Origin of the sequence: Pseudomonas sp. RIT409, from assembly GCF_003052515.2 — a bacterium.
GTDB lineage: Bacteria > Pseudomonadota > Gammaproteobacteria > Pseudomonadales > Pseudomonadaceae > Aquipseudomonas.
In genome coordinates this window covers 1-18,842 of sequence record NZ_QARE02000003.1, presented here as the reverse complement: position 1 = coordinate 18,842, position 18,842 = coordinate 1, and the positions used below count along the sequence as shown (strand labels likewise).

Sequence of the window (18,842 nt, the reverse complement as noted above, 5' to 3'; positions counted from 1 at the left end):
ATGATCGGCTGCTTCGGAAAAATACCGGCCAGCGCCGACTTCGTCAGCCTGCATGGCGCCGCTGACGAAGTCTGCGAATTCGACGGTTGGCTCCAGAACGCGCTGGCTGCGATTCACCCGCGCGAGGACTGGCGCACGCTGTTCGATCGCCTGCCGGTGTGCTTCGTCGCCTACCGTGCGCGCTCGGGCAATTGGTTGTTGGGTGGCCTGGTGAGCTCCATGGACGCCAGCCAGCGGCGCTATCCGTTCTTTATTTTCCAGACGCTCAAGGCCGAAGAAAATGAACGTCTGGTCAACCCATTCACCTTGAGCGAGCTGTTCTGCGGGCAGATCAAGCCCCTGCTTCATCTCGGTGTGCAAGGCGAACAACCGGCACGGCTGTTCGAGAAGATCAAGGCGCTGCGGCCGTTGCAGGGCCAGGATCTGGCACTGTTTCGCCAGGTGCACGACAAATTCCTGCGCAACTTCAACCTGGGCGACATCGCCGACGCTTTGAAGGGTGCCTATCCCGAGTTCATCACGTCGGCGGTGCTGACCCGGCTCCATGCAGCACGCCGCTCGTTGCACCACGCGGACGCGCCGGCCATCAGCCTGCCTTTGCCCGCCGAGCGTGGTCTGAAAAACCCCACCGCCGATCTGTGGGTCGACTGGTTGACACGCATGAGCGCGGGTCGGGCTTCGCCGCAAGTGAGCGTGCTGGCCGACGACTTCATGCGCCCTAAGTTGTTCTGCTTTCCCAACAGAGGCAACCACAGCCTCTACACCGTCCTCACCGGTCAAGGCCAGGCCACTGATACGTATGACGTGCTGGCCAATTTCGAAACGTTTGACGAACACCATCGCCAGCCCGCGATGCCCGATACCGAACGCCCCCTTTATGACGCCATCGACCGCTTCGTCGACGCGCCGGATATGAAGTCAGTATGAACAAGATCAAATATTACTTTCTGCGCTATCAACCCTACGTGCTTGGGGTCTGCTTCTTTGTAATGATCTTCGCGGTATGGGCCATCGGTGGCGCGCTGGGCTTCAACTCATTGCACAGCCTGCTGGCTGGCATCGGTCTGTTTTTGCTGCTGTCTGCCGGTTACGTGCTGCTGTTGTACCGTGGCGCCTCAAGCCACCCGAACCTGGAAGGCTTGCTGCGCGATGACGCTGATCAGGCGGTGCTCAATGCCAGCCCGGCAGATCGCGAGGAGGTCAGCCTGCTGCGTGAGCGTCTGCTGCAAAGCATCGACCGTCTGCACAGCAACACGCCACGGGGCGCTGCCACCAAGGACGCGCTGTACGCACTGCCGTGGTACCTGGTGGTCGGTCAGCCCGCAGCAGGCAAAAGCACCATGCTGTATCAGTCCGGCCTGAATTTCCCGTATGCCGAACGCGAAGGCGTTCGTGTCGCCGGGCTGGGCGGCACGCGTAATTGCGACTGGTTCTTCAGCTCCGAGGCGGTGCTTCTGGACACTGCCGGACGTTACATGAACAACCAGGAGGAAGTCGGTAAGTGGCGCGCCTTTCTCCAGCTCTTGCGCCAGTATCGCCAGCGGCGTCCGCTCAATGGCCTGATCGTGACGGTTAGCATCCACGACATTCTTGAGGCCTCGCCGGAAGACCAGGAACGCTTGGCCAAACGCCTGCGCGAGCGGATTCAGGAAACTCACTCACTGCTGGAAGTGCGGCTGCCGGTCTATCTGGTCTTCACCAAATGCGACCTCGTACCCGGTTTCACTGCCTTTTACCGGCGCCTCGATGAAGTGGCCCGTGGCGAAGTCATGGGCAAGACCTTCACCCACAAGGATTTCGAAAAGGCCGATTGGGGGCAGCGGTTCGGCCTGGCGATGGACGAATTGACCCGTTACTGGCAGGAGGTGGCCAGCCAGCAACTGATGTTGCAGGACATTCAAATCACCCGCCAGGACTCTGCGGTCTACCGCTTCCCATTGGAGCTGGCGGCGCTCAAGCCCAGGCTTCAGCAGTTCGTCGACACCCTACTGCGTGCGAACCCCTACCAGAGCGCGGAGCTGCTGCGCGGCTTCTATTTCACCAGCGCCCTGGACGCCGACGCGCCAGAGTTGGGTGGCCACACCCGGCAGGTCAGCGAGCGTTTTCACCTCCAGGGCGAAGCCGCGAGCGCCAGTGGCCACGCACAACCCCAGCCGCTGTTCATCAACAGCCTGTTCCGTAAGGTGATCATCCCGGATCAACATCTGGTCGCGCTGTACACCACCAATTTCCGCGAGCGTCGTCGCAAGGCCGCATGGGTCGGCGGCGCCAGTCTCGTCGCACTGTTGCTCTGCAGCCTGTGGGGCTGGTCGTACTGGAACAATGCGTCGGCCATCAAAACGCTGTCGGCGGAATTGACCGCGGCGGCCGCGCAGGACCAAGCCGCTGCGCAACAGTACACGTCCTGGCAAACGCTGGACCGCCTGCGGTTCTGGACAGCCGATTACTACGCGCGGCATCACGAACAGGGCGTTCCGCTGCGCCTGCGGCTGGGCCTCTATCAGGGCTACAAGATCGAGCCTGTAGTGCGCAGCCGGTATTTCAGTCGGCTGGAGAGCGTGATGCTCAAGCCGACCTCCGAAAACCTGACCCGCTCGTTGTACTTGCTGACGACGATCAAGGTGTACCAGCGCAACGCCAGAGACCTCATGCCGGTGACCGGGGTCGACAGCGTCGAGCCTCGCGCCCTGCCGACGGACAACCGTGCGCAGTCGATTGCCGACTTTGGCAAGGCCACGCTCGAGACTTACGTGATGCTGTCGCGCTCGCAACGCGAGAAAGCGGACCCGACGTTTCTCAAGGCACGGATTCCTGATTACTGGTACCCGGCGATCGCCAAACAGACCGGTAAGAACACGCCGGCCATTGCGGCCACGCCGAATACCGGAACCGACTATGAAATGGCCAGCCGCCAGGTCAATTTCTACAGCGATCAGATCCACGAGCCCGACGTGCCAAGGATCCTCGACAACGCGTTCCTGACGTCCAGCTCACGCAATTACATCAACAGCCTGTTGTCGCAGTCGCTGCGTTCGATCGAGACCATCACGCTGGAGTCGGACACCTTGTTCGCGTTCGCCCGCGCGGATTTCCAGAGCCTGAAAACCGAGGGCCAGAGCCAGTTGAGCGCCATCGCCGGCAAGCTGTTGAGCACCCCGAACATCGGCAAGATCATCATCGCCGGGCACGCGGATCAACTGGGTGATCCAGAAGGCAACCTCCAGGTGTCCAGGCAACGTGCGCAAACCATCAAGACCTACCTGGTCGGCAAGGGCGTGCCCGCCGAACTGGTGGAAGCCGTGGGCGAAGGCAGTCAGAAACCGCTGGTCAAGTGCAACATGCAATTGCCCAGGGCACAGCTCATTCAGTGCCTGGAGCCCAATCGGCGGGTAGAAATCGAGGTGCGCGCGCTCAATTGAGTGCACGTACCGCTCAGGAGGAACCGGCGCCTGAGCCTCTGCGCGCGGAGGCTGAGGCAGCGGCAACCGACTCCCCTCGAATGATCGAGGGGGGTCAAATCGAAGGGCTGCGATCTGGCCGCAGCTAGGACAAGCCCTTAATTGTAAGAAAATGGAGAAGTTAGAAATGGCATTTGACGCATACATTCAGATCGACGGGATCCCAGGCGAAGTGCTGGATGAAAAGCACAAGGACTGGATCGAAGTACTGGGCTACGAATACGGCGCCACGCAAGCCACTTCGGCAACGGCCAGTTCCTCGGGTGGTGCATCGTCCGAGCGCGTTGCGCTGAGCGATTTCAGCATTCGCAAGGCAGTCGACAAGGCCTCCGCGAAGCTGTTCGAAGCCTGCTGCAAAGGGACCCACATCGCCAAAATCCAGCTGAACGTCAACCGTGCCGGCGGCGACAAGCTGACCTACCTCACCATCAACCTGGAAGAGGTTGTGGTGTCGTCGGTCAAGGCCATTGCCGGTGGTAACCAGGATGGCGAAGACAAAGCGGTGAGCGATCTGCCGATCGAAGAAATCAGCTTCAACTTCGCGCGTATCAAAACCACCTACACCCAACAGAGCCGTGCGGACGGCCAGGGTGGCGGTAACGTCACTGGCGGCTGGGACCGCACCGCCAACAAGGTTTTCGCGTGATCGCGTAAGCACCCGGGGCCATCGTCGACGGCGATGGCCCTTACCTGACACCGTGCCGACTTCATCGGCATGGTGTTTCTTTACCCATTGCCGAGTTGACCATGTCTGAATTTCTCAACGACCTTTCAATGACCGAACTGACAGCGCCGATCAATGGAGGCAGCGGCGAAGACCTGAGCTTTTCCACGCTGTTCGATCAGGTCAAGGAAGCTCGTCGGGCAGACCCTGATTACCTGACCCAGGGTGATTGGCAAACCGATCTGAAATCCTCGGATTGGGACATGACCATCACCCTGGCTGCACAGGGGCTTGCCAAGCAAAGCAAGGACCTGATGCTCGTGGCCTGGCTCAGTGAAGCCTTGGCGCACAAATATCACTTCGTGGGCATTACCTTCGGCCTCACGCTGGCCGAGCGGATACTGCAGCGCTTCTGGGACGACCTCTTCCCTGCCCTCGACGAAGGCCTGGAAGAGCGTGCTGCACGCCTGGCCTGGCTAAAAACAACACTGGCCGACGTGGTCGGCGGGCTGCCGATCACCCAAGGCGATCAATTCGGCCTGTTGCGCTACGACGAGTCCCGGCACATCGAGAACCTCGCCCTGCAGAACCAACAGGCGATGCGCACGGCTCTGGACGAAGGAAAAATCAATGCAGAAATTTTCCAGCGCTCGGTGGTTCTGACCGAGACCGAACATTTTCTGCGCAAAGCGGCAGAGATCAACGACAGCCTGCATGCCTGTCGCCAGTTGCAGGCCACCGTAGACCGGTTGTTCGGTCACGAAGCGCCCAGCTTCGCCGGCCTGAGCGAAATCCTCTCCCGTGCCGCGCAGCTCGCGGAAAAGCTCTTGAAGGACCGTGGCGTCGAACTCAACCCGGCCGCCCCGGCAGAGCCATCACAGCCCGAAGCGCTATCGGCCGACCCAGTCCCTGCAGGTCCCGCAATGACCACCCCCACCAAAGAGACCGCCACGGCGCCATTGCGCACGACCCCGCTCACCCGCGATGAAGCCTTCACCTTGCTTGCAGGTGTCGCGCAGTTCTTCAAACAGACCGAGCCCCAGAGCCCGGTGCCCTATCTCATCGAACGAGCGATCAAGTGGGGCAACATGCCGCTCGAAGGCTGGTTGAACGACGTGATCAAGGACAGCAGCGTCGTCGACGGCATCCGCGACGTGTTGGGGACCAAGGAACCGAAGGGTTGATCTGCGGCGGCCAGGTCAGCTTACCCGCGCGCCACAGCCCCCCCTGAAACGGATGAGTACGCGTTGACAGCGCTGCCGGGCAGCGCCGCAGATCGTCACCTGCGCTAGGCAAGGATATATGTATCGAGTAGTCTGTATGTAACTCGGCAGGAGGTACATATGGCACAGATGGGACGTCCGCGCTCCTTTGATCGGGACGTGGCAATCACTCAGGCGATGCATTTGTTCTGGGAGCATGGCTATGACGCGACCTCGCTCAGCCAGCTCAAGGCCAACATCGGTACAGGCATCACCGCCCCCAGCTTTTACGCGGCATTTGGCTCCAAGCAGGCGCTGTTCGAAGAAGTGATGGAACGCTATCTGAACACCCATGGCCGGGTGACGGAGAGTCTTTTCGATACCACGCTCGCGCCCAGAGAGGCCATCGAACTGACGCTGCGACGTTCAGCAAAAATGCAATGCGAACCCGGTCACCCCAAGGGATGCCTCGTCGCGCTTGGCTTGTTGAGCACGTGTACGGATGAAAGCAAGGCCATCTCCGCTCCCTTGGCTGAGGCCCGGGCACTGAACCGCGCCGGCATTGTGGCCTGTGTCAAGCGCGGGATCGCCCTCGGGGAACTCCCCGCCACCGTCGTGCCCGAGGCGCTGGCGGCAGCCTTCGACAGCTTCCTGCTGGGCATTTCCGTGCTGGCTCGGGACGGCGTCGCCTTCGAGCAGATCGACGCGGCTGTGACACAGATCATGGGTTTGTGGGACAGCGCGCAGGGTGCAAACGCGCACGCCGTACCTTAGTTCGGCCGGGGTTGTTGCTGAAACGCGTGACCTCCTCAAACAGGCTTTCGCCGATGGCACCGATGTACATCGAGGGCCTCAGCGAAAGGGTCCCGGGAAACACAAGGCTCCGCCCGACTAGCATGGGACCTGTGTCAATTATCCAGGAAGTCAACCACCACCGCATTCAACTTGGCAGCGCACTCTTCCGGTAACCAGTGCCCACAGCCCGGCAAGATTTCGCCCTTGACGTTGGTTGCGTATTTTTTCGTTTGGTCGATCTGGAATTGCCCCAGACCATTGCGCCCGCCCCCACCGATGGCCAACACCGGCATGTTCAGTGAGGTCTTCGACAGTTCAGCGTTTTCGGCGATCGATGTGTTCAGTGCGCGGTAATACTCGAAAGAGGCGTTCAACGTCTGGGGCTTGGCGTAGGACTTGGCGTACATATCGATCAACTTGGGCGTGAAGGCATCCATACTGGCCGCGTGCGACTGGATGAATCGTTTGAGAAAGAATTTTTCATGCCCTTTGATCAACGTTTCAGCCATGTGATCGCCTGCGGCGAAAAAGCTGAAATGCCAGACCAATGACTCACCTTCCGGTGAGAAGGCGGGGAAGTCATACACGCTCTTGTCAGGAATGGGCGCTTCCATGAACACCAATTTTTTGATCTGGCTCTGGTGCATGACCGCCAAGGGGTACGTGTTCCAGATACCGATGTCGTGCGCAACCAGATCGAACGGCTGATTGCCGCTCAATTGCGTTGCGAGGTCGAAGAGGTATTTCGAGACCGCGGTACCGCTGTATCCCGTTTTAGGCGGCTGCGACTCGCCCAGACCGGGAAGATCCACGGCAACAACGGTGTGATTTCTGGCAAGTTCAGGCATCAAGTTATGCCATTCGTACCACGCTTGGCCAAAACCATGGGCCAGGAATACCAACGGCCCGGAACCGCCCTTCACATAATGAAGCTTGACGCCGTCCACCGTTCTGAACTCGCTGGTAAATCCCTTCGGAACCGGAAATTCCGCAGCCTGGGCAAGATAAGGCAGAGCCATGGCCATCGCCGCGGTGGCAAGTGCTCGTTTGAGATGCTTCTTCATGTCCTACTCCTCGCATGTGGCGCGCCCTTCGCGCCTGGATATCGGTGATCGGTTAGCGGCTGACGCAAGCACTGATCGCCATTGATAAGCCACTTAGATACCGTTCGGTACACTATAAGGGCGCCTGCCCTGCGTCAACGACATCTGTACCGATTGATATGCGAGGCAGGTGAATGTCGGCATGCGCCGAAGTCATGCAGTGGGAGATGCCCCTGGCATCCGTTCGACGGCAGGCCGCGGGGCAGCGGGTGGGTGGCCGAAATGAAGACTATTGACCGCTGCAGATGGCGCGTCCGCATCGTTCAAACGTGAACGCTGCCCGTACAGTTTTGTGAGAGCAAACACGGTATCGTGCGGACCGTTGCAACAGGGTCTTCCGGTACACCGTCGACCTCGCGTATTCACAGTGAACGGCCCGTCTCGAGGCGGTTCATCTTTAGGAGCACTGCATGTACATCGTCACAGGCGGCACCCAGGGCATTGGTGCGGCAACCGTGGAAAAACTTGTCAGCCTTGGCCATTCGGTCGTGTTCACCGGGCGCGATCATGCCGCTGGCGACCAGTTGGCGAGCCGTTTGCCGAATTGCACCTTCGTGGCCGGGGATGTGGCCAATGAGGACGAGTTCCGGCACGTCGTGGAAACGGCGCTGCACCGGGGCAATGGCACGCTCGCCGGGCTGGTCAACAACGCGGGCATGTCCGGCCGCAAAGCCTTTGTCGAAACCACCCAGCAAGAGTGGGACACGCTCTTTGCCGTGAACACGCGATCGGCGTTCTTCTACACCAAACACGCGTTACCGGGGCTGATCGCAGGCCATGGCGCTGTTGTGAACGTCTCTTCGATTGCGGGAAAAGCCGGGGAGCAAGGGCTGGCCACTTATTGCGCCAGCAAAGCGGCCCTTCTCGGCCTGACCCAGGCCCTGGCCCTGGAGTACGGCGGCCAAGTGCGGTTCAACGCGGTCTGCCCTGGACAGATCGCCACGCGCATGATGGACAAGATCGTCAACGACGAAGCCCGCCTCGCCGCCCTGACAGCACGCATTCCCGAAGGACGTCTGGCAATGGCCTCGGAAGTCGCAGAGGCCGTCTGCTGGCTCTTGTCGCCAGCGGCGAGCTACGTCAACGGCACCACGTTGACGATCGATGGCGGCGAGACCGCCGGATTGCTTACGCCCAAGGTCCAGCAGCCCTCTTTCCAATAACGCTCGTGGGTGAGACGCTCCGGCGGAAGGGGTCAACACGGGCCGCGCGACGCCTGCGCTGCTCACTCGGTGCGGTTGCGAATGCCCATCAGCAGTTGCGTTTCCCCGTCCTGCACGGTCTTGCCCGCGTGGTTCAAAACCGTCAGCGCCAGGGTGGCAATCCCCCTGTCCGCGCGCTTCGTCTGCCTCATCCCGACGACGTTGATCTCGACATGGATACGATCGCCGATGAGGATGGGGGCGCGGAACGACCAATTCCAGCCTAGGGTGGCCAGCCCCTGCAGGCGCACCGGGCAACGGGTCTTCAGACCGTCCGCCAGCGACAGCCCCAACAGCCCGTGGGCGATGCGGCTGGAAAAGCCTGCTTCTTGAGCGGCAATGTCATCGAGGTGGATGTCATAGAAGTCGCCTGACACACCGGCGAAGTTGACCACATGCGTTTCGGTGACCGTCACCCCGGAGGTGACGAAGCGGTCGCCGACCTCGATCTCGTCAAAATGGTACAGGCCGGGGGTCAGCACCCGGCCTTCTGTCTGCAGAGCACTCATCGTTCTTCTCCTGTTGGCGCGTTGAATCAGCACTGGGACTGCAGGCGCCGGGCGCACACCGCGAGCACTTCGTCCTGGGCCACCTTCCACCATCGCTGCGCTGAAAATATTTCCACTTCCACCATGCCGGTGTAGCCCGCGTCTTCGATAAGGCGGCGGAAACCCCGAAGGTCGACGATCCCGTCACCCATCATGCCGCGATCCATCAGCCTGTCCTGGGTGTCGAGCAGCCAATCGCAAACGTGGTAACCCATGATCCTGCCCGCGTGGCCTGCCAGGGCAATGGAGGCCGCCAGGTCAGGGTCCCACCAGCAGTGGTAGACATCGACCGCCAGGCCGAGCATGGCGGGGTCATCGGGCGCAATCGATTCGCACAGTGTGAGCGCCTGGCGGATCGTGTTGACGACCGAGCGGTCTGACGCGTAGGTCGGATGCAAAGGCTCGATCGCCAGTGGCATGCCCCGTTTGCGAGCTTCGAGGTACAGCGCTCCGATCCCGTCCTGCACCTGCGCGCGCGCGCCGACCACGCCGTCCTTCACACCCTGCACGCCGCCTACCACCAGCACGAAGCATCTGGCGCCGAGCTCTACCGCGTCGTCCAGGGCTGCGATGTTGGCGCCCATGTTCGCTCGCCGCTCAGCCGGGTCGGCCGCGGCAAAATAAGCCGATCGGCAGTAGCCGGTGACGGACAACCCGAGCGCGCGCACTTGCCGCCCGGCCGCCTTGGCGCCGATGGCTTCCACTTCATGCCGCCATGGCGCGACGCCACCGAATCCGGCGCGGGCGATACGGTCCAGGGTTTTGTCCAACGGCTCGCGATGACCGAGCGTCGCGGTGTTGATGGCACATCGGTGCAACTGACCTTCGAGGGATGTCATGAACGTCGCTCCGTCAGGGCTGGCAACCGAGCGTCTGCATCACCAGGCGCATGCGCTGGATGGCGCCTTCGGGGTCGCGCAACAGGTTGGCCGAATCGGCGAGACGGAACACCTCCGCCAGGTAAGCAGGCGGACGCGCGCCATGGTGGCCGCCCAACATAAAGAAATGCGGTTGGAAGCCGTTCAGGTAAGCGAGAAACACGACCCCCGTCTTGTAATACTGGGTCGGCGCACGAAAGATGTGGCGCGACAACGCCACGGTGGGCGCAAGCATACGGTCATACCTGTCGACATCACCTGCCGCCAAGGCGGCCAACGCTTGTGAGGCAGCGGGCGCGATGGCGTCAAAAATCCCCAGCAAGGCATGGGAATAGCCGACGTCGTCCCCCTTGATCAGCGAGGGATAATTGAAATCGTCCCCGGTGTACATTTTTACGCCGTCAGGCAAGCGCCGCCGGAATGCGATTTCCCTGGCATCGTCCAGCAAAGAGATCTTGATGCCGTCGATTTTCGAAGCGTTCTGCCCGATCACCTCCAAACAAACTTCCGCCGCGTCGTCCAGGTCTTCACTCCCCCAATAGCCCTTCAGCGCGGGGTCGAACATGGCGCCCAGCCAATGCAGGATGACGGGCTGGTCGCACATCGCCAATACTTCCCGGTAGACGCGCACATAGTCTTCTCGGCTACGGGCTGCCAGGACCAACGCTCGGCTGGCCATGAGGATGACGCGGCTGCCGGTGCGCTGAATGGCGTCCAGCTGCATCGCGTACGCTCGAATGACGTCATCGCACGTCAGCCCTGCGTGCAGCTCCAAATGATCCGTGCCGCAACCGGAGGCGATCCGGGCGCCCGGCAGATCGCTGGTCTCGCGAACGGTGCGTTCAACCAGCTCGCGTGCCGTGTCCCAAGTGAGCCCCATTCCACGCTGAGCGGTGTCCATGGCCTCGGCGATCCCCAACCCCTGTTCGATCAGGTACCGTCGGTATTCGAGGGTGCGCGGCCAATCGATGGCGGCCGGCTGATTCAATTCCCCGGCAGCGCGGGGGTCTGCAACGACATGCGCGGCGGAATAGGCAATGCGATTGAAGGGACTTCCCGGCGCGGCGGGGGCCAGCGGCTGGCCTCGGAGGGTGTAGGTTTCCAGTTGCCCAGTAGCGGTTGGCAGCGTAATGATCATGATGATTGCTCGAAAAATGTCTGAGGTGGCTTGCGCTTCCCGGCGCCCTTCTCAACGGACGTCGGAGAACGTTGACAGCGCGGGTTCGGCCGGGTCGACGCGGAAGAAACGGGCGAACGCCTCGAGCTGCCCGTGGATCATCGGCAAACCGTTGCTCGCGTTGCAGCCGAACCGGCGTGCGTGTTTCAACAAGGGGGTTTCGGCGGGCGTCATGATGATGTCGACGACCTGCAAGGCAGCGGGAAACGCGCCGAACGCCACCGGCATTCCATCACCGGTGCCCATGCCCACGGGCGAGCAGTTGATCAGCAGGTCGGTGTCGGTGACATCCGCAGGGTTGTGGTCGATATCCACCTTGCAGTCGGGGTAGAAATGGCGCAGGCGTTCCACCAGTTCCGACAACGCCGCCTGCCTGGGATCGCTCACTGCCAAGGATGCAGCCCCAGCCTGAGCGAGTGCATGCGCCACCGCGGCACCGGCGCCACCCGCGCCGATTTGCTTGACCCGTTGGCCGGCCAGCTGAAAACCCAATGGCGCCAGCCCTTGCAACAGCCCCGTACCATCGAACATATCGCCCAACCAGGTACCGTCGGCTTCGCGTCGCATCGCATTGATGGCGCCAACGCGCTGCGCCGCGGGCGAAAGCCTGTCCACCAAGGCCATCGCGCTTATCTTGTGCGGCACGGTGATCACCAGGCCATCCAGATTGGCGAGGGATTTGAGTCCTTGAACGATGGCTTCGAAGTGCTCGACCGGCGCGTCGAACGGCACGCACACGGCATTGAGCCGCGACGCGTCGAAGCGTGCATTCAGCAGTTGCGGCGTCTTCACCTGCGCCACCGGATGACCGACGATTCCAAACAGGCGGGTGGCGCCATCGACACGGACGTTCTGCATCGGCGTGTTCACAAGTGGCGCTCCCGCAAGGCCTTGAGGCGCGGATGCTCAGGCCAGGGCTGTTCGCCCATGTCGGCGTCCAGCCCCATGGGCTCCGGACGGAACAGGCGGTGATCCATCAACCGCAACTCCGGCGAGATCAGCGGCCGGAATGCCATGTGGGCAAGCACATCGCGTTCAAGGTCGATACCGGGCGCGATTTCGATCAGCTCAAGGGCCCCGTCGACGGCCTGAAACACGGCTCGCTCGGTCACGAACAGCGTGGTTTGCCCGCACTGTTGAGCGTAGGGGCCGCTGTAGGAGACTTGCTGCAACTGCGCCACGAATTTGCGATGAGCGCCCTCTTTCAGAATGTGCAGTTGCCCGCCTTCGCACGCCACTGCCAGGCCGCCTGCGGTGAAGGTGCCGCCGAAGACCATTTTCTTCGCGTTCTGACTGATGTTGATGAAACCGCCCACGCCGATCAATTTGCCGGCGAAGCGGCTGATGTTGACGCTTGCGACCGCATCGATTTCCACGGCGGACAGGAAGGCAATGTCGATGCCGCCACCGTCGTAAAAGTCGAACTGATAGGGCATGTCGATGATCGCGCTGTAGTTGCGCGCCGCCCCCGCGTCCAGCCCGGCCGCAGGTGCACCGCCGATCAACCCCTGCTCGTTGGTCAACACGATGTGGTGGAGCACGTCTTCTTCGGCCGCGACCAGGCCGATACCCGTGCAGACCCCGGAGCCGACGTTGCACACCGCACCGACCCGAAGCTCCATCGCCAATCGGCGCGCGATGATCTTGCGCTCATCCAGAGGCAACCTGGGGAAACCGTCGAGGGGGATGCGCAGCTCGCCCGTGAAGGCTGGATCGTAAGCGGTCTGGTAAGTCACCGGCTGTTGCGCATCCACCACCACCACGTCAACCAGCATGCCCGGGATCTTGATGGACTTGGGCGGCAAGGTGCCGCGCCGAGCAACGCGCTTGACTTGCACGATGACCAGGCCTCCGTTGCGCTTGGTCGCCTGAGCCATGGACAGCATGTCGCCGAAAATAGCCTCGTGCTCCATCGAAATGTTGCCATCCTCATCGGCCGTGGTGCCGCGCAGGAACGCGACATCCAGGTCGAATGGCTTATAGAAGAGCCACTCCCGCCCCTCGATTTCCATCAGGCTGACCCACTGCGCTTCGCTGTCGGCGCCCTGGCTACCCCCGTTCTGGCGCGGGTCGACGAAGGTGTGCAAGCCCACGTGGCTGATGAGGCCGGGGCGGCCGGCCGCCATCTCCCGTGTGAGTTGCGAAAGCACGCCTTGGGGCAATGTCCAGGCTTCGATCTGCTTGTCCAGTGCACGTTGTGCCAGTGGCGGCGAATCGACGAGCGTGCCGCAGATAACCCGCTTGAGCAGGCCCGGGTGTGCCATTCGGGAAGCGCCCCGCTCGGCCCGATTGCCCAGACCGACCGGATGGATCGATGTCAGTTGACGCGGACTGCCTTCGGCCAGGTAGCGCCGTTCCAAGGCCTCGATCAGTGTCTCGGGAATCGCGTGGCCGCTCCCCGACCCTCCGATGATCAGCGTGTCGTTGTCATTGATAAGCGCTATGGCCTGATCGGCGTTCAAGATTTTCATGGCGGCTGCGACGGCTCCGGCAGGACGGTTAAGGAAGCAAGCGTGCCGGGCGGGCGGACTTCAGGCGTCCGCCCGGCAATGGGAAAGGTGATCAGGGACGCGCGGACACCGCAGGATGAGGCGCCGGCGCGTCCACGGGGTCATCTCGATGGCGTGACAAGTGCTTGCCCATCACCACGGCAATCAATGTCAGCAGCGAGAACAGCCCTAAATAGAGCATCAGGTACGTGGGCTTTCCGCCGGCGTAGGCCACCAGTGCCGTGGCGATGAACGGGGTGGGCCCTCCGATGAAAGCGCCGGAAAGCTCTCGGCACATGGCAATCCCGGAGAAGCGGTAACGGGTGGGAAACAGGTTTGCCAGGAAGGCCCCCTGTGCCCCACAGGTACAGCCCCAACTGATGCCGTAGACCGCGCTCATCACACACGCCGCCAGCACCACGTTTTTGCTGTCGATGGCCAGGAACAACGGCCAGACCATCACCAATGCACCGATCGCCCCGGCCGCAAAAATGTTGCCACTGCCAAACTTGTCGGCCAGCAGGCCGCCAATGGGTGCACAGAACAGGGAAACGCCGAGGGCGACGATCAACACGATCAGGCTGTCCGTTTTCTCCATCCCGAGGGTGTAGGTCATGTAACTGATCGCGAAGGTGTTGAGAACGTAACTCAGCGCCTGATGCCCGCCCATCGCGAGAAAGCCGCACAACACTTCGCGACGGCTGTTCTTGAACAGCTCGGCTACCGGCACCTTGGCATCCTTGGCTTTGGCAGCAGCACTTTCCATGGCCGCGACGTATTCGGGCGTTTCATCGAGTTTGGCCCGGATGTAGAGCGCGACGCCGAACAAGGCCAGCGAAAGAATGAACGGCACGCGCCAGACCCAGCTGAAAAGGATGTCTTCGGGCACCCAGGAAATCATCAGAAAGGTGGTGATGGCGATCATCACGCCAAAGTTCGTTGCCGCGTTGGGAATCGAGGTGAAAAAGGCGCGCCGGTGAGGTGGAGTGTACTCGGCGATCAGCGTGATGGCGCCGGCGAGCTCCGCCCCTGCCCCGAAGCCTTGCATCATCCGCATGAGAATCAGCAGGATCGGCGCCAGGATCCCGACCTGCGCGTAGGTCGGCAGTATCCCGAGGCCGACCGTGGCCACCCCCATGATCGTGATGCAGAAGATCAGCGCCGGTTTGCGCCCGTATTTGTCACCGATGTGCGAAATGATGATGCCGCCGACCGGGCGAACGATGAAACCCACCGCAAAAGTCGCAAACGCGGCCAAGGTTCCGGCGAGCGCGGAAAGTTGCGGGAAGAAAAGCTTATTGATGATCAGGCCGGACGCCGCCGCATACAACCCGTAGTCATACCATTCGATGATGGTGCCCAGGGTCGAGGCGAATACGGCGCGCCGAATGTTTTTTTGCTTTGCCTGATGCGCCTGTGCCGTGTGCATAGCGCGTTCTCCTGATTATTGTTGTTGGATGTTGGCACTGCTTTTTTAGATTTGGGGTGTCCCTGCCGATGTTCACCCATGCATCCTGCATCGGCGCGCGCAGCTCAAGTGCGCGCTTTGCGTTCCGAGAAGGCGCTGACGCCCGTTGCATAGTGCCCACAGGCAAAGCACAGGGAGGTCAATTCGTTCTCATACCGAATACCCTGCTCCAGCGGCATGGACAACGACGCGCGAACCGCCGCTTTGACCGCTTGGGTAGCGATCGGGCTGTGCTGCGCCAGCCGCGAGCACAAGTGCAGGGCAGCGTCCCTCGCCTCTCCATCCTCCACCAGCATCTCCACCAGCCCGATGCGATGCGCTTCAGCGGCGTCGATGGGATCGCCGCTCAGCAGCAACTTCATGGCTTGCCCATAACCCACCAGCCTGGGGAGCATTTGCGAGGCCCCACCGCCTCCGACCCAACCGCGCACCACCTCAGGGGCGCCGAAACGGGCCCCGCGGCCTGCCACGCGAATGTCCGCGCCAAGCATCATTTCCAGGCCACCGCCGAGCACCCACCCCTCAAGCGCGGCCACCACGGGTTTCTTGAAATCACGGATGACCGCCGCGTAGTCGACACGGTCGCGAAAAGTCCACGCATCGCGGTAGGCGTTCAGCGAGTTCAGGTCGCTCCCTGCACAGAATGCGCGCGTTCCTTCGCCACGCAGCAACATCACCCGCACGTCGTCATCGCCCTCGACCCTGCGCTTGATGTCCACCAGCGCCGCGGTCATGTCCTGCGTCATGGCGTTCATTTTTTCCGGGCGATCGATGACGACTTCCGCAACGGCACCGTGCAAATGAAGGGTCAGGGTGTCTCGCATACCTGCTCCTATGAAGGAGAAACAAGGGATTCATCACTGCGCAACTTACTTACTAGTAAGTACGTCATGAGCTATAAATATCACCCGGGCAGCAGGTCTGCAATTGATTTTTTTGGCTGGGAAATCGTTATCGCAGCGAGCGTGCTGCTACGGGCGCGACATGAACCGCGGAAATGTCGTGTAAAATCGGCCGCCGACCCGGTTGCCGTCAGGTGTCGGCCGCCTTCGTACGCACACCGCTGCCTGATCGCCTGCAATGTCAGACCATCTACTGCGCGTCTTATCGAGACTTCACCTTGAGCCAGAACGACAAAGCGAATGCCATCCCGAAAGAGACTTCGATGCGTGACAACATCAAGGATCTGGCGAAAAAGCTGTTGATTGCCCACGGCTACCACAAGACCACCTTTGGCGTGATCGCCAAGGAGCTGGACATCACCACCACCAACATTCACTACCATTTTGGCAACAAGAACAGCCTGGTCGAAGAGGTCGTCACGGACTACGTGCAACAGGCTACGACCAAGCAACGTGCCATTTGGCTTGATGAAGGGAAGTCGCTACAGGAAAAGGTTCAGGCCGAACTTGCGTTCAATCGCAGCCTGTTCAAGAAATTCAACCCCAATGGCAAGACCCGCAAGCCTTGGAGCCTGATCAGCCGGTTACGGCTGGAAAGCGATGTGTTGACCGAACCGACCCGTGCGGCTTTGGCCGGTTTCACGACCGACGTGCGCGCGGCCGTGGAATACGCAGTGGATCACGCGATCGACGTCGGCGAATTGACCGCCGATGCGCCAAGAGAGGATCTGGTCTTGCTCTTGACGCACCTGGTGGACAGCTTGTCGATATTTGCGCAGGACGCAGGGGGCTACGAACGGGTCGAACTGTTCCTGAATGCCTTTTCGCGCATCGTTCTGGCCAACTACACGAACTGACGTTCCGCCCCCCTGTCGCCTGCGCCTCCCTTTCAGCGCCTTTGCGAGGATGCCTGGTCATCGCTGCGCTCGGTCACCGGCAATAAGTGGCCGTGCAGCTCAGCAATATGTTCCGGGCCGATGCCGCAACAGCCACCCACGATGCTCGCCCCCTGTTCGACCCATGACCGTGCCCAGCGCAGGTACGAGCTGGGGTCCAGATCCTGACGGATGTCGAGCAAGGTGGCATTGGCTTCGGCCTTGGTGCTGACCGTCGGAAAGGCATTGGCGTACACACCCACCTGCGCGTGGGCCGCCGCGGTGTCGATCACCTGCCGGGCCACGATCACTGCCTGCCCCATCACCTCGGGCTGGCTGCAATTGAACAGCACGGCTTCGGCCCCTAGCTCCAGCGCCACGTTCACGGCCTGAGCCACCGGTTCCCCGGAGCGCAGACGCGGCCCCTGTTCCGGATCGTCGCTGAGGGTAAAGGACAGCCACAGCGGCGTATGCCGAACGGCATCTGCCTCGCTGAGGGCCTGATGCACCGCGCGAACTTCGGCAATCGAACTCTGGGTTTCGGCCAGCCACAGGTCGACATGGCTGCGCAGGCCCTCGATCAGGATGCGATGGATCGCGACGGAGCGCTCATGATTGAACAGATCCGGGCGATAAGAGCCCAGCGCCGGTGGCAGCGAGCCGGCCACGGCCACCCGTTCGGGACTGCGCCCGGCGGCTTCGCGAGCGAGCCTCCCTGCCCGCTCCGCCAGCCCCAGGGCGTCGGCGGCGAACCGCTCCTCCCCGAGGTGAAACGGCACCAGCGCATAGCTGTTGCTGGTGATGATCCGGGCCCCGGCGTCGACGAATGCGCCATGGGCCCGCAACACGTAGTCGGGGGCTTCGATCAACGCCAGCGCCGACCATTCCGGCTGGCGAAACGGTGCGCCGATGCGCTGCAACTCTCGGCCCATGCCCCCATCCAGCAGCGTCACTCTGGTCATTGCGCGCTCCCCAAGGTCTGTACGCCCAGCCAAGTGTCCACCACTTTCGGGTTGGTGGCGATCCAGTCCTTGGCGGCCGCATCGACCGGTTGCTTCTCCTTTTCGATCTTGAGGATCAGGTCGTTCAGCGACTGCGGGTCGATGGCAACGTTTTCCAGGAAGCTGGCGATCTTCGGCGCGCGTTTTTGCAACGCTGTCGAAGTCAGCACATACACCTTGGCATCCGGATAGGCGCAGGTGATGTGGCTCTTGTTCTTCCAGTCGGCGTCGACGGTCGGGCTGATGAATTTCCAGCACCCATCGGCCTTGTACAGCGGGTCGCCCTTCTTGTTGTCCTGGGCGTAGCCGTCGAATGCCGGTTCCTCGAGGCGGCGCAAGTCGAAGGCAGAGAAGATCCAGTCCGGCGTGTAGGCGTAGAACACAACGCCACGGTGGGCTTTGTACGCCGCTGCCAGCTTGGCGTAGGTCACCGAGGCTTCAGTGGACACCGCTTCGAACTTGTCGGCAAAGCCGTAATCCTGGGCCTTGATCTCGCCGATGTAGGTGGACTCCCAGCCCGCCGGGCCGACCAGCAATTGCGCCTCTCCGCCACCCAGTGGCTCGAATAATTTGGCCACTTCCGGCTTCTTCAGGTCGTACACCGAATGCACGTTGTAGGTGTCCTGGATGTATCCGGGGATGTAGAAGCCCTGCACGCCCAGGTAGGGCCGTTTGTTCGGCACCAGCGAACGGGTGCCGCCGGTGACGTATTTGGCCCAGGCCGCCGACTGATTGGGCAGCCAGATGTCAGTCAGCACGTCCACCGAACCATCCCCTTTGGCAGCGGCCGCGAACAAGACCGGCACGTCGCCCGCCAGGTACGACACATCGCCGTCCAGGCGGGTACTGATGATTTCGCCGAGGATGTGCTGGATGGCAATGGCGCCCGTCCAATTTTGCTCGCCGATGACTACTTTGTCTTTGGCGAAGGTAGCGGTCGCTGGCAGCAGCGCTGCGATCAGTCCCGCAGTCAGGGCGGTACGGGGGAAGAAAATGCTCACGGTAAACCTCACGAACGATGGAAAGAGCGACTTCGCTTACGCAAGGTCGATTGAATGATGCGGTCGGGAATCAGCGCGC

The 18,842-nt window shown here is 61.6% G+C and carries 17 protein-coding genes; 7 read left to right on the top strand and 10 right to left on the bottom strand.

What is annotated here, in order from left to right:
- From tagF to DBP26_RS04620, 5 genes are all read left to right on the top strand, one after another.
- Positions 1 to 927, top strand: coding sequence for a type VI secretion system-associated protein TagF (gene tagF, locus DBP26_RS04640; RefSeq protein WP_108236733.1), 927 nt, complete (start codon positions 1 to 3; stop codon positions 925 to 927).
- Positions 924 to 3,419 (top strand): type VI secretion system membrane subunit TssM, encoded by a 2,496-nt coding sequence (tssM, locus tag DBP26_RS04635; RefSeq protein ID WP_108236734.1) that lies wholly within the window; start codon positions 924 to 926, stop codon positions 3,417 to 3,419. The genes tagF and tssM overlap by 4 nt, the downstream gene beginning before the upstream one ends.
- 166 nt (positions 3,420 to 3,585) lie before the next feature.
- The gene (locus tag DBP26_RS04630) at positions 3,586 to 4,104 is read left to right on the top strand and encodes a type VI secretion system tube protein Hcp (protein WP_108236735.1); all 519 of its coding nucleotides are present in this window, start codon (positions 3,586 to 3,588) and stop codon (positions 4,102 to 4,104) included.
- A gap of 101 nt (positions 4,105 to 4,205) precedes the next feature.
- Entirely contained in the window at positions 4,206 to 5,306 is a 1,101-nt protein-coding gene (gene tssA / locus DBP26_RS04625; protein WP_108236736.1) for a type VI secretion system protein TssA, read from the top strand.
- Between the two features lie 159 nt (positions 5,307 to 5,465).
- Positions 5,466 to 6,098 (top strand): TetR/AcrR family transcriptional regulator, encoded by a 633-nt coding sequence (locus DBP26_RS04620; RefSeq protein ID WP_108236737.1) that lies wholly within the window; start codon positions 5,466 to 5,468, stop codon positions 6,096 to 6,098.
- Between the two features lie 134 nt (positions 6,099 to 6,232).
- Here the strand turns inward: DBP26_RS04620 and DBP26_RS04615 are convergent, their stop codons facing one another.
- Complete coding sequence (locus DBP26_RS04615; protein WP_108236738.1) at positions 6,233 to 7,183, bottom strand: alpha/beta hydrolase; 951 nt, start codon at positions 7,181 to 7,183, stop codon at positions 6,233 to 6,235.
- 449 nt (positions 7,184 to 7,632) lie between these two features.
- Between DBP26_RS04615 and DBP26_RS04610 the strand changes: the two genes are divergently transcribed.
- Positions 7,633 to 8,385, top strand: a complete 753-nt coding sequence (locus tag DBP26_RS04610; RefSeq protein ID WP_108236739.1) for an SDR family NAD(P)-dependent oxidoreductase — start codon at positions 7,633 to 7,635, stop codon at positions 8,383 to 8,385.
- A 62-nt stretch (positions 8,386 to 8,447) separates the two neighbouring features.
- Here the strand turns inward: DBP26_RS04610 and DBP26_RS04605 are convergent, their stop codons facing one another.
- From DBP26_RS04605 to DBP26_RS04575, 7 genes are all read right to left on the bottom strand, one after another.
- Complete coding sequence (locus DBP26_RS04605) at positions 8,448 to 8,933, bottom strand: MaoC/PaaZ C-terminal domain-containing protein (protein WP_108236740.1); 486 nt, start codon at positions 8,931 to 8,933, stop codon at positions 8,448 to 8,450.
- A gap of 26 nt (positions 8,934 to 8,959) precedes the next feature.
- Positions 8,960 to 9,811 (bottom strand): sugar phosphate isomerase/epimerase family protein, encoded by an 852-nt coding sequence (locus DBP26_RS04600; RefSeq protein WP_108236741.1) that lies wholly within the window; start codon positions 9,809 to 9,811, stop codon positions 8,960 to 8,962.
- A gap of 13 nt (positions 9,812 to 9,824) precedes the next feature.
- A complete protein-coding gene (locus DBP26_RS04595) occupies positions 9,825 to 10,988 on the bottom strand; it encodes a dihydrodipicolinate synthase family protein (protein WP_108236742.1) in 1,164 nt (387 codons plus the stop codon).
- Positions 10,989 to 11,039: 51 nt separating this feature from the next.
- Positions 11,040 to 11,897 (bottom strand): shikimate dehydrogenase, encoded by an 858-nt coding sequence (locus tag DBP26_RS04590; RefSeq protein ID WP_108236743.1) that lies wholly within the window; start codon positions 11,895 to 11,897, stop codon positions 11,040 to 11,042.
- Positions 11,894 to 13,498: a CoA-transferase gene (locus DBP26_RS04585; RefSeq protein WP_108236744.1), complete on the bottom strand. Its 1,605-nt coding sequence runs from the start codon at positions 13,496 to 13,498 to the stop codon at positions 11,894 to 11,896. Before DBP26_RS04585 ends, DBP26_RS04590 begins: the two co-directional genes overlap by 4 nt.
- Positions 13,499 to 13,589: 91 nt before the next feature.
- A complete protein-coding gene (locus tag DBP26_RS04580) occupies positions 13,590 to 14,945 on the bottom strand; it encodes an MFS transporter (RefSeq protein ID WP_108236745.1) in 1,356 nt (451 codons plus the stop codon).
- 104 nt (positions 14,946 to 15,049) lie between these two features.
- Positions 15,050 to 15,808, bottom strand: coding sequence for an enoyl-CoA hydratase/isomerase family protein (locus tag DBP26_RS04575; RefSeq protein ID WP_108236746.1), 759 nt, complete (start codon positions 15,806 to 15,808; stop codon positions 15,050 to 15,052).
- Between the two features lie 173 nt (positions 15,809 to 15,981).
- Here DBP26_RS04575 and DBP26_RS04570 point away from each other — a divergent pair, with 173 nt between their 5' ends.
- Complete coding sequence (locus tag DBP26_RS04570) at positions 15,982 to 16,743, top strand: TetR/AcrR family transcriptional regulator (protein WP_218565098.1); 762 nt, start codon at positions 15,982 to 15,984, stop codon at positions 16,741 to 16,743.
- A gap of 32 nt (positions 16,744 to 16,775) precedes the next feature.
- On the opposite strand, the gene DBP26_RS04565 is transcribed toward DBP26_RS04570, so the two are convergent.
- Complete coding sequence (locus tag DBP26_RS04565) at positions 16,776 to 17,723, bottom strand: homocysteine S-methyltransferase family protein (protein ID WP_108236747.1); 948 nt, start codon at positions 17,721 to 17,723, stop codon at positions 16,776 to 16,778.
- The gene (locus tag DBP26_RS04560) at positions 17,720 to 18,736 is read right to left on the bottom strand and encodes a glycine betaine ABC transporter substrate-binding protein (protein ID WP_256600736.1); all 1,017 of its coding nucleotides are present in this window, start codon (positions 18,734 to 18,736) and stop codon (positions 17,720 to 17,722) included. Before DBP26_RS04560 ends, DBP26_RS04565 begins: the two co-directional genes overlap by 4 nt.
- Between the last annotated feature and the right edge of the window lie 106 nt (positions 18,737 to 18,842).

Bases quoted from the DNA above. Each gene is read 5' to 3' on its own strand.
- tagF (WP_108236733.1), top strand. From the start codon at position 1: ATGATCGGCTGCTTCGGAAAAATACCGGCCAGCGCCGACTTCGTCAGC.
- tssM (WP_108236734.1), top strand. From the start codon at position 924: ATGAACAAGATCAAATATTACTTTCTGCGCTATCAACCCTACGTGCTT.
- DBP26_RS04630 (WP_108236735.1), top strand. From the start codon at position 3,586: ATGGCATTTGACGCATACATTCAGATCGACGGGATCCCAGGCGAAGTG.
- tssA (WP_108236736.1), top strand. From the start codon at position 4,206: ATGTCTGAATTTCTCAACGACCTTTCAATGACCGAACTGACAGCGCCG.
- DBP26_RS04620 (WP_108236737.1), top strand. From the start codon at position 5,466: ATGGCACAGATGGGACGTCCGCGCTCCTTTGATCGGGACGTGGCAATC.
- DBP26_RS04615 (WP_108236738.1), bottom strand. From the start codon at position 7,183: ATGAAGAAGCATCTCAAACGAGCACTTGCCACCGCGGCGATGGCCATG.
- DBP26_RS04610 (WP_108236739.1), top strand. From the start codon at position 7,633: ATGTACATCGTCACAGGCGGCACCCAGGGCATTGGTGCGGCAACCGTG.
- DBP26_RS04605 (WP_108236740.1), bottom strand. From the start codon at position 8,933: ATGAGTGCTCTGCAGACAGAAGGCCGGGTGCTGACCCCCGGCCTGTAC.
- DBP26_RS04600 (WP_108236741.1), bottom strand. From the start codon at position 9,811: ATGACATCCCTCGAAGGTCAGTTGCACCGATGTGCCATCAACACCGCG.
- DBP26_RS04595 (WP_108236742.1), bottom strand. From the start codon at position 10,988: ATGATCATTACGCTGCCAACCGCTACTGGGCAACTGGAAACCTACACC.
- DBP26_RS04585 (WP_108236744.1), bottom strand. From the start codon at position 13,498: ATGAAAATCTTGAACGCCGATCAGGCCATAGCGCTTATCAATGACAAC.
- DBP26_RS04580 (WP_108236745.1), bottom strand. From the start codon at position 14,945: ATGCACACGGCACAGGCGCATCAGGCAAAGCAAAAAAACATTCGGCGC.
- DBP26_RS04575 (WP_108236746.1), bottom strand. From the start codon at position 15,808: ATGCGAGACACCCTGACCCTTCATTTGCACGGTGCCGTTGCGGAAGTC.
- DBP26_RS04570 (WP_218565098.1), top strand. From the start codon at position 15,982: ATGTCGTGTAAAATCGGCCGCCGACCCGGTTGCCGTCAGGTGTCGGCC.
- DBP26_RS04565 (WP_108236747.1), bottom strand. From the start codon at position 17,723: ATGACCAGAGTGACGCTGCTGGATGGGGGCATGGGCCGAGAGTTGCAG.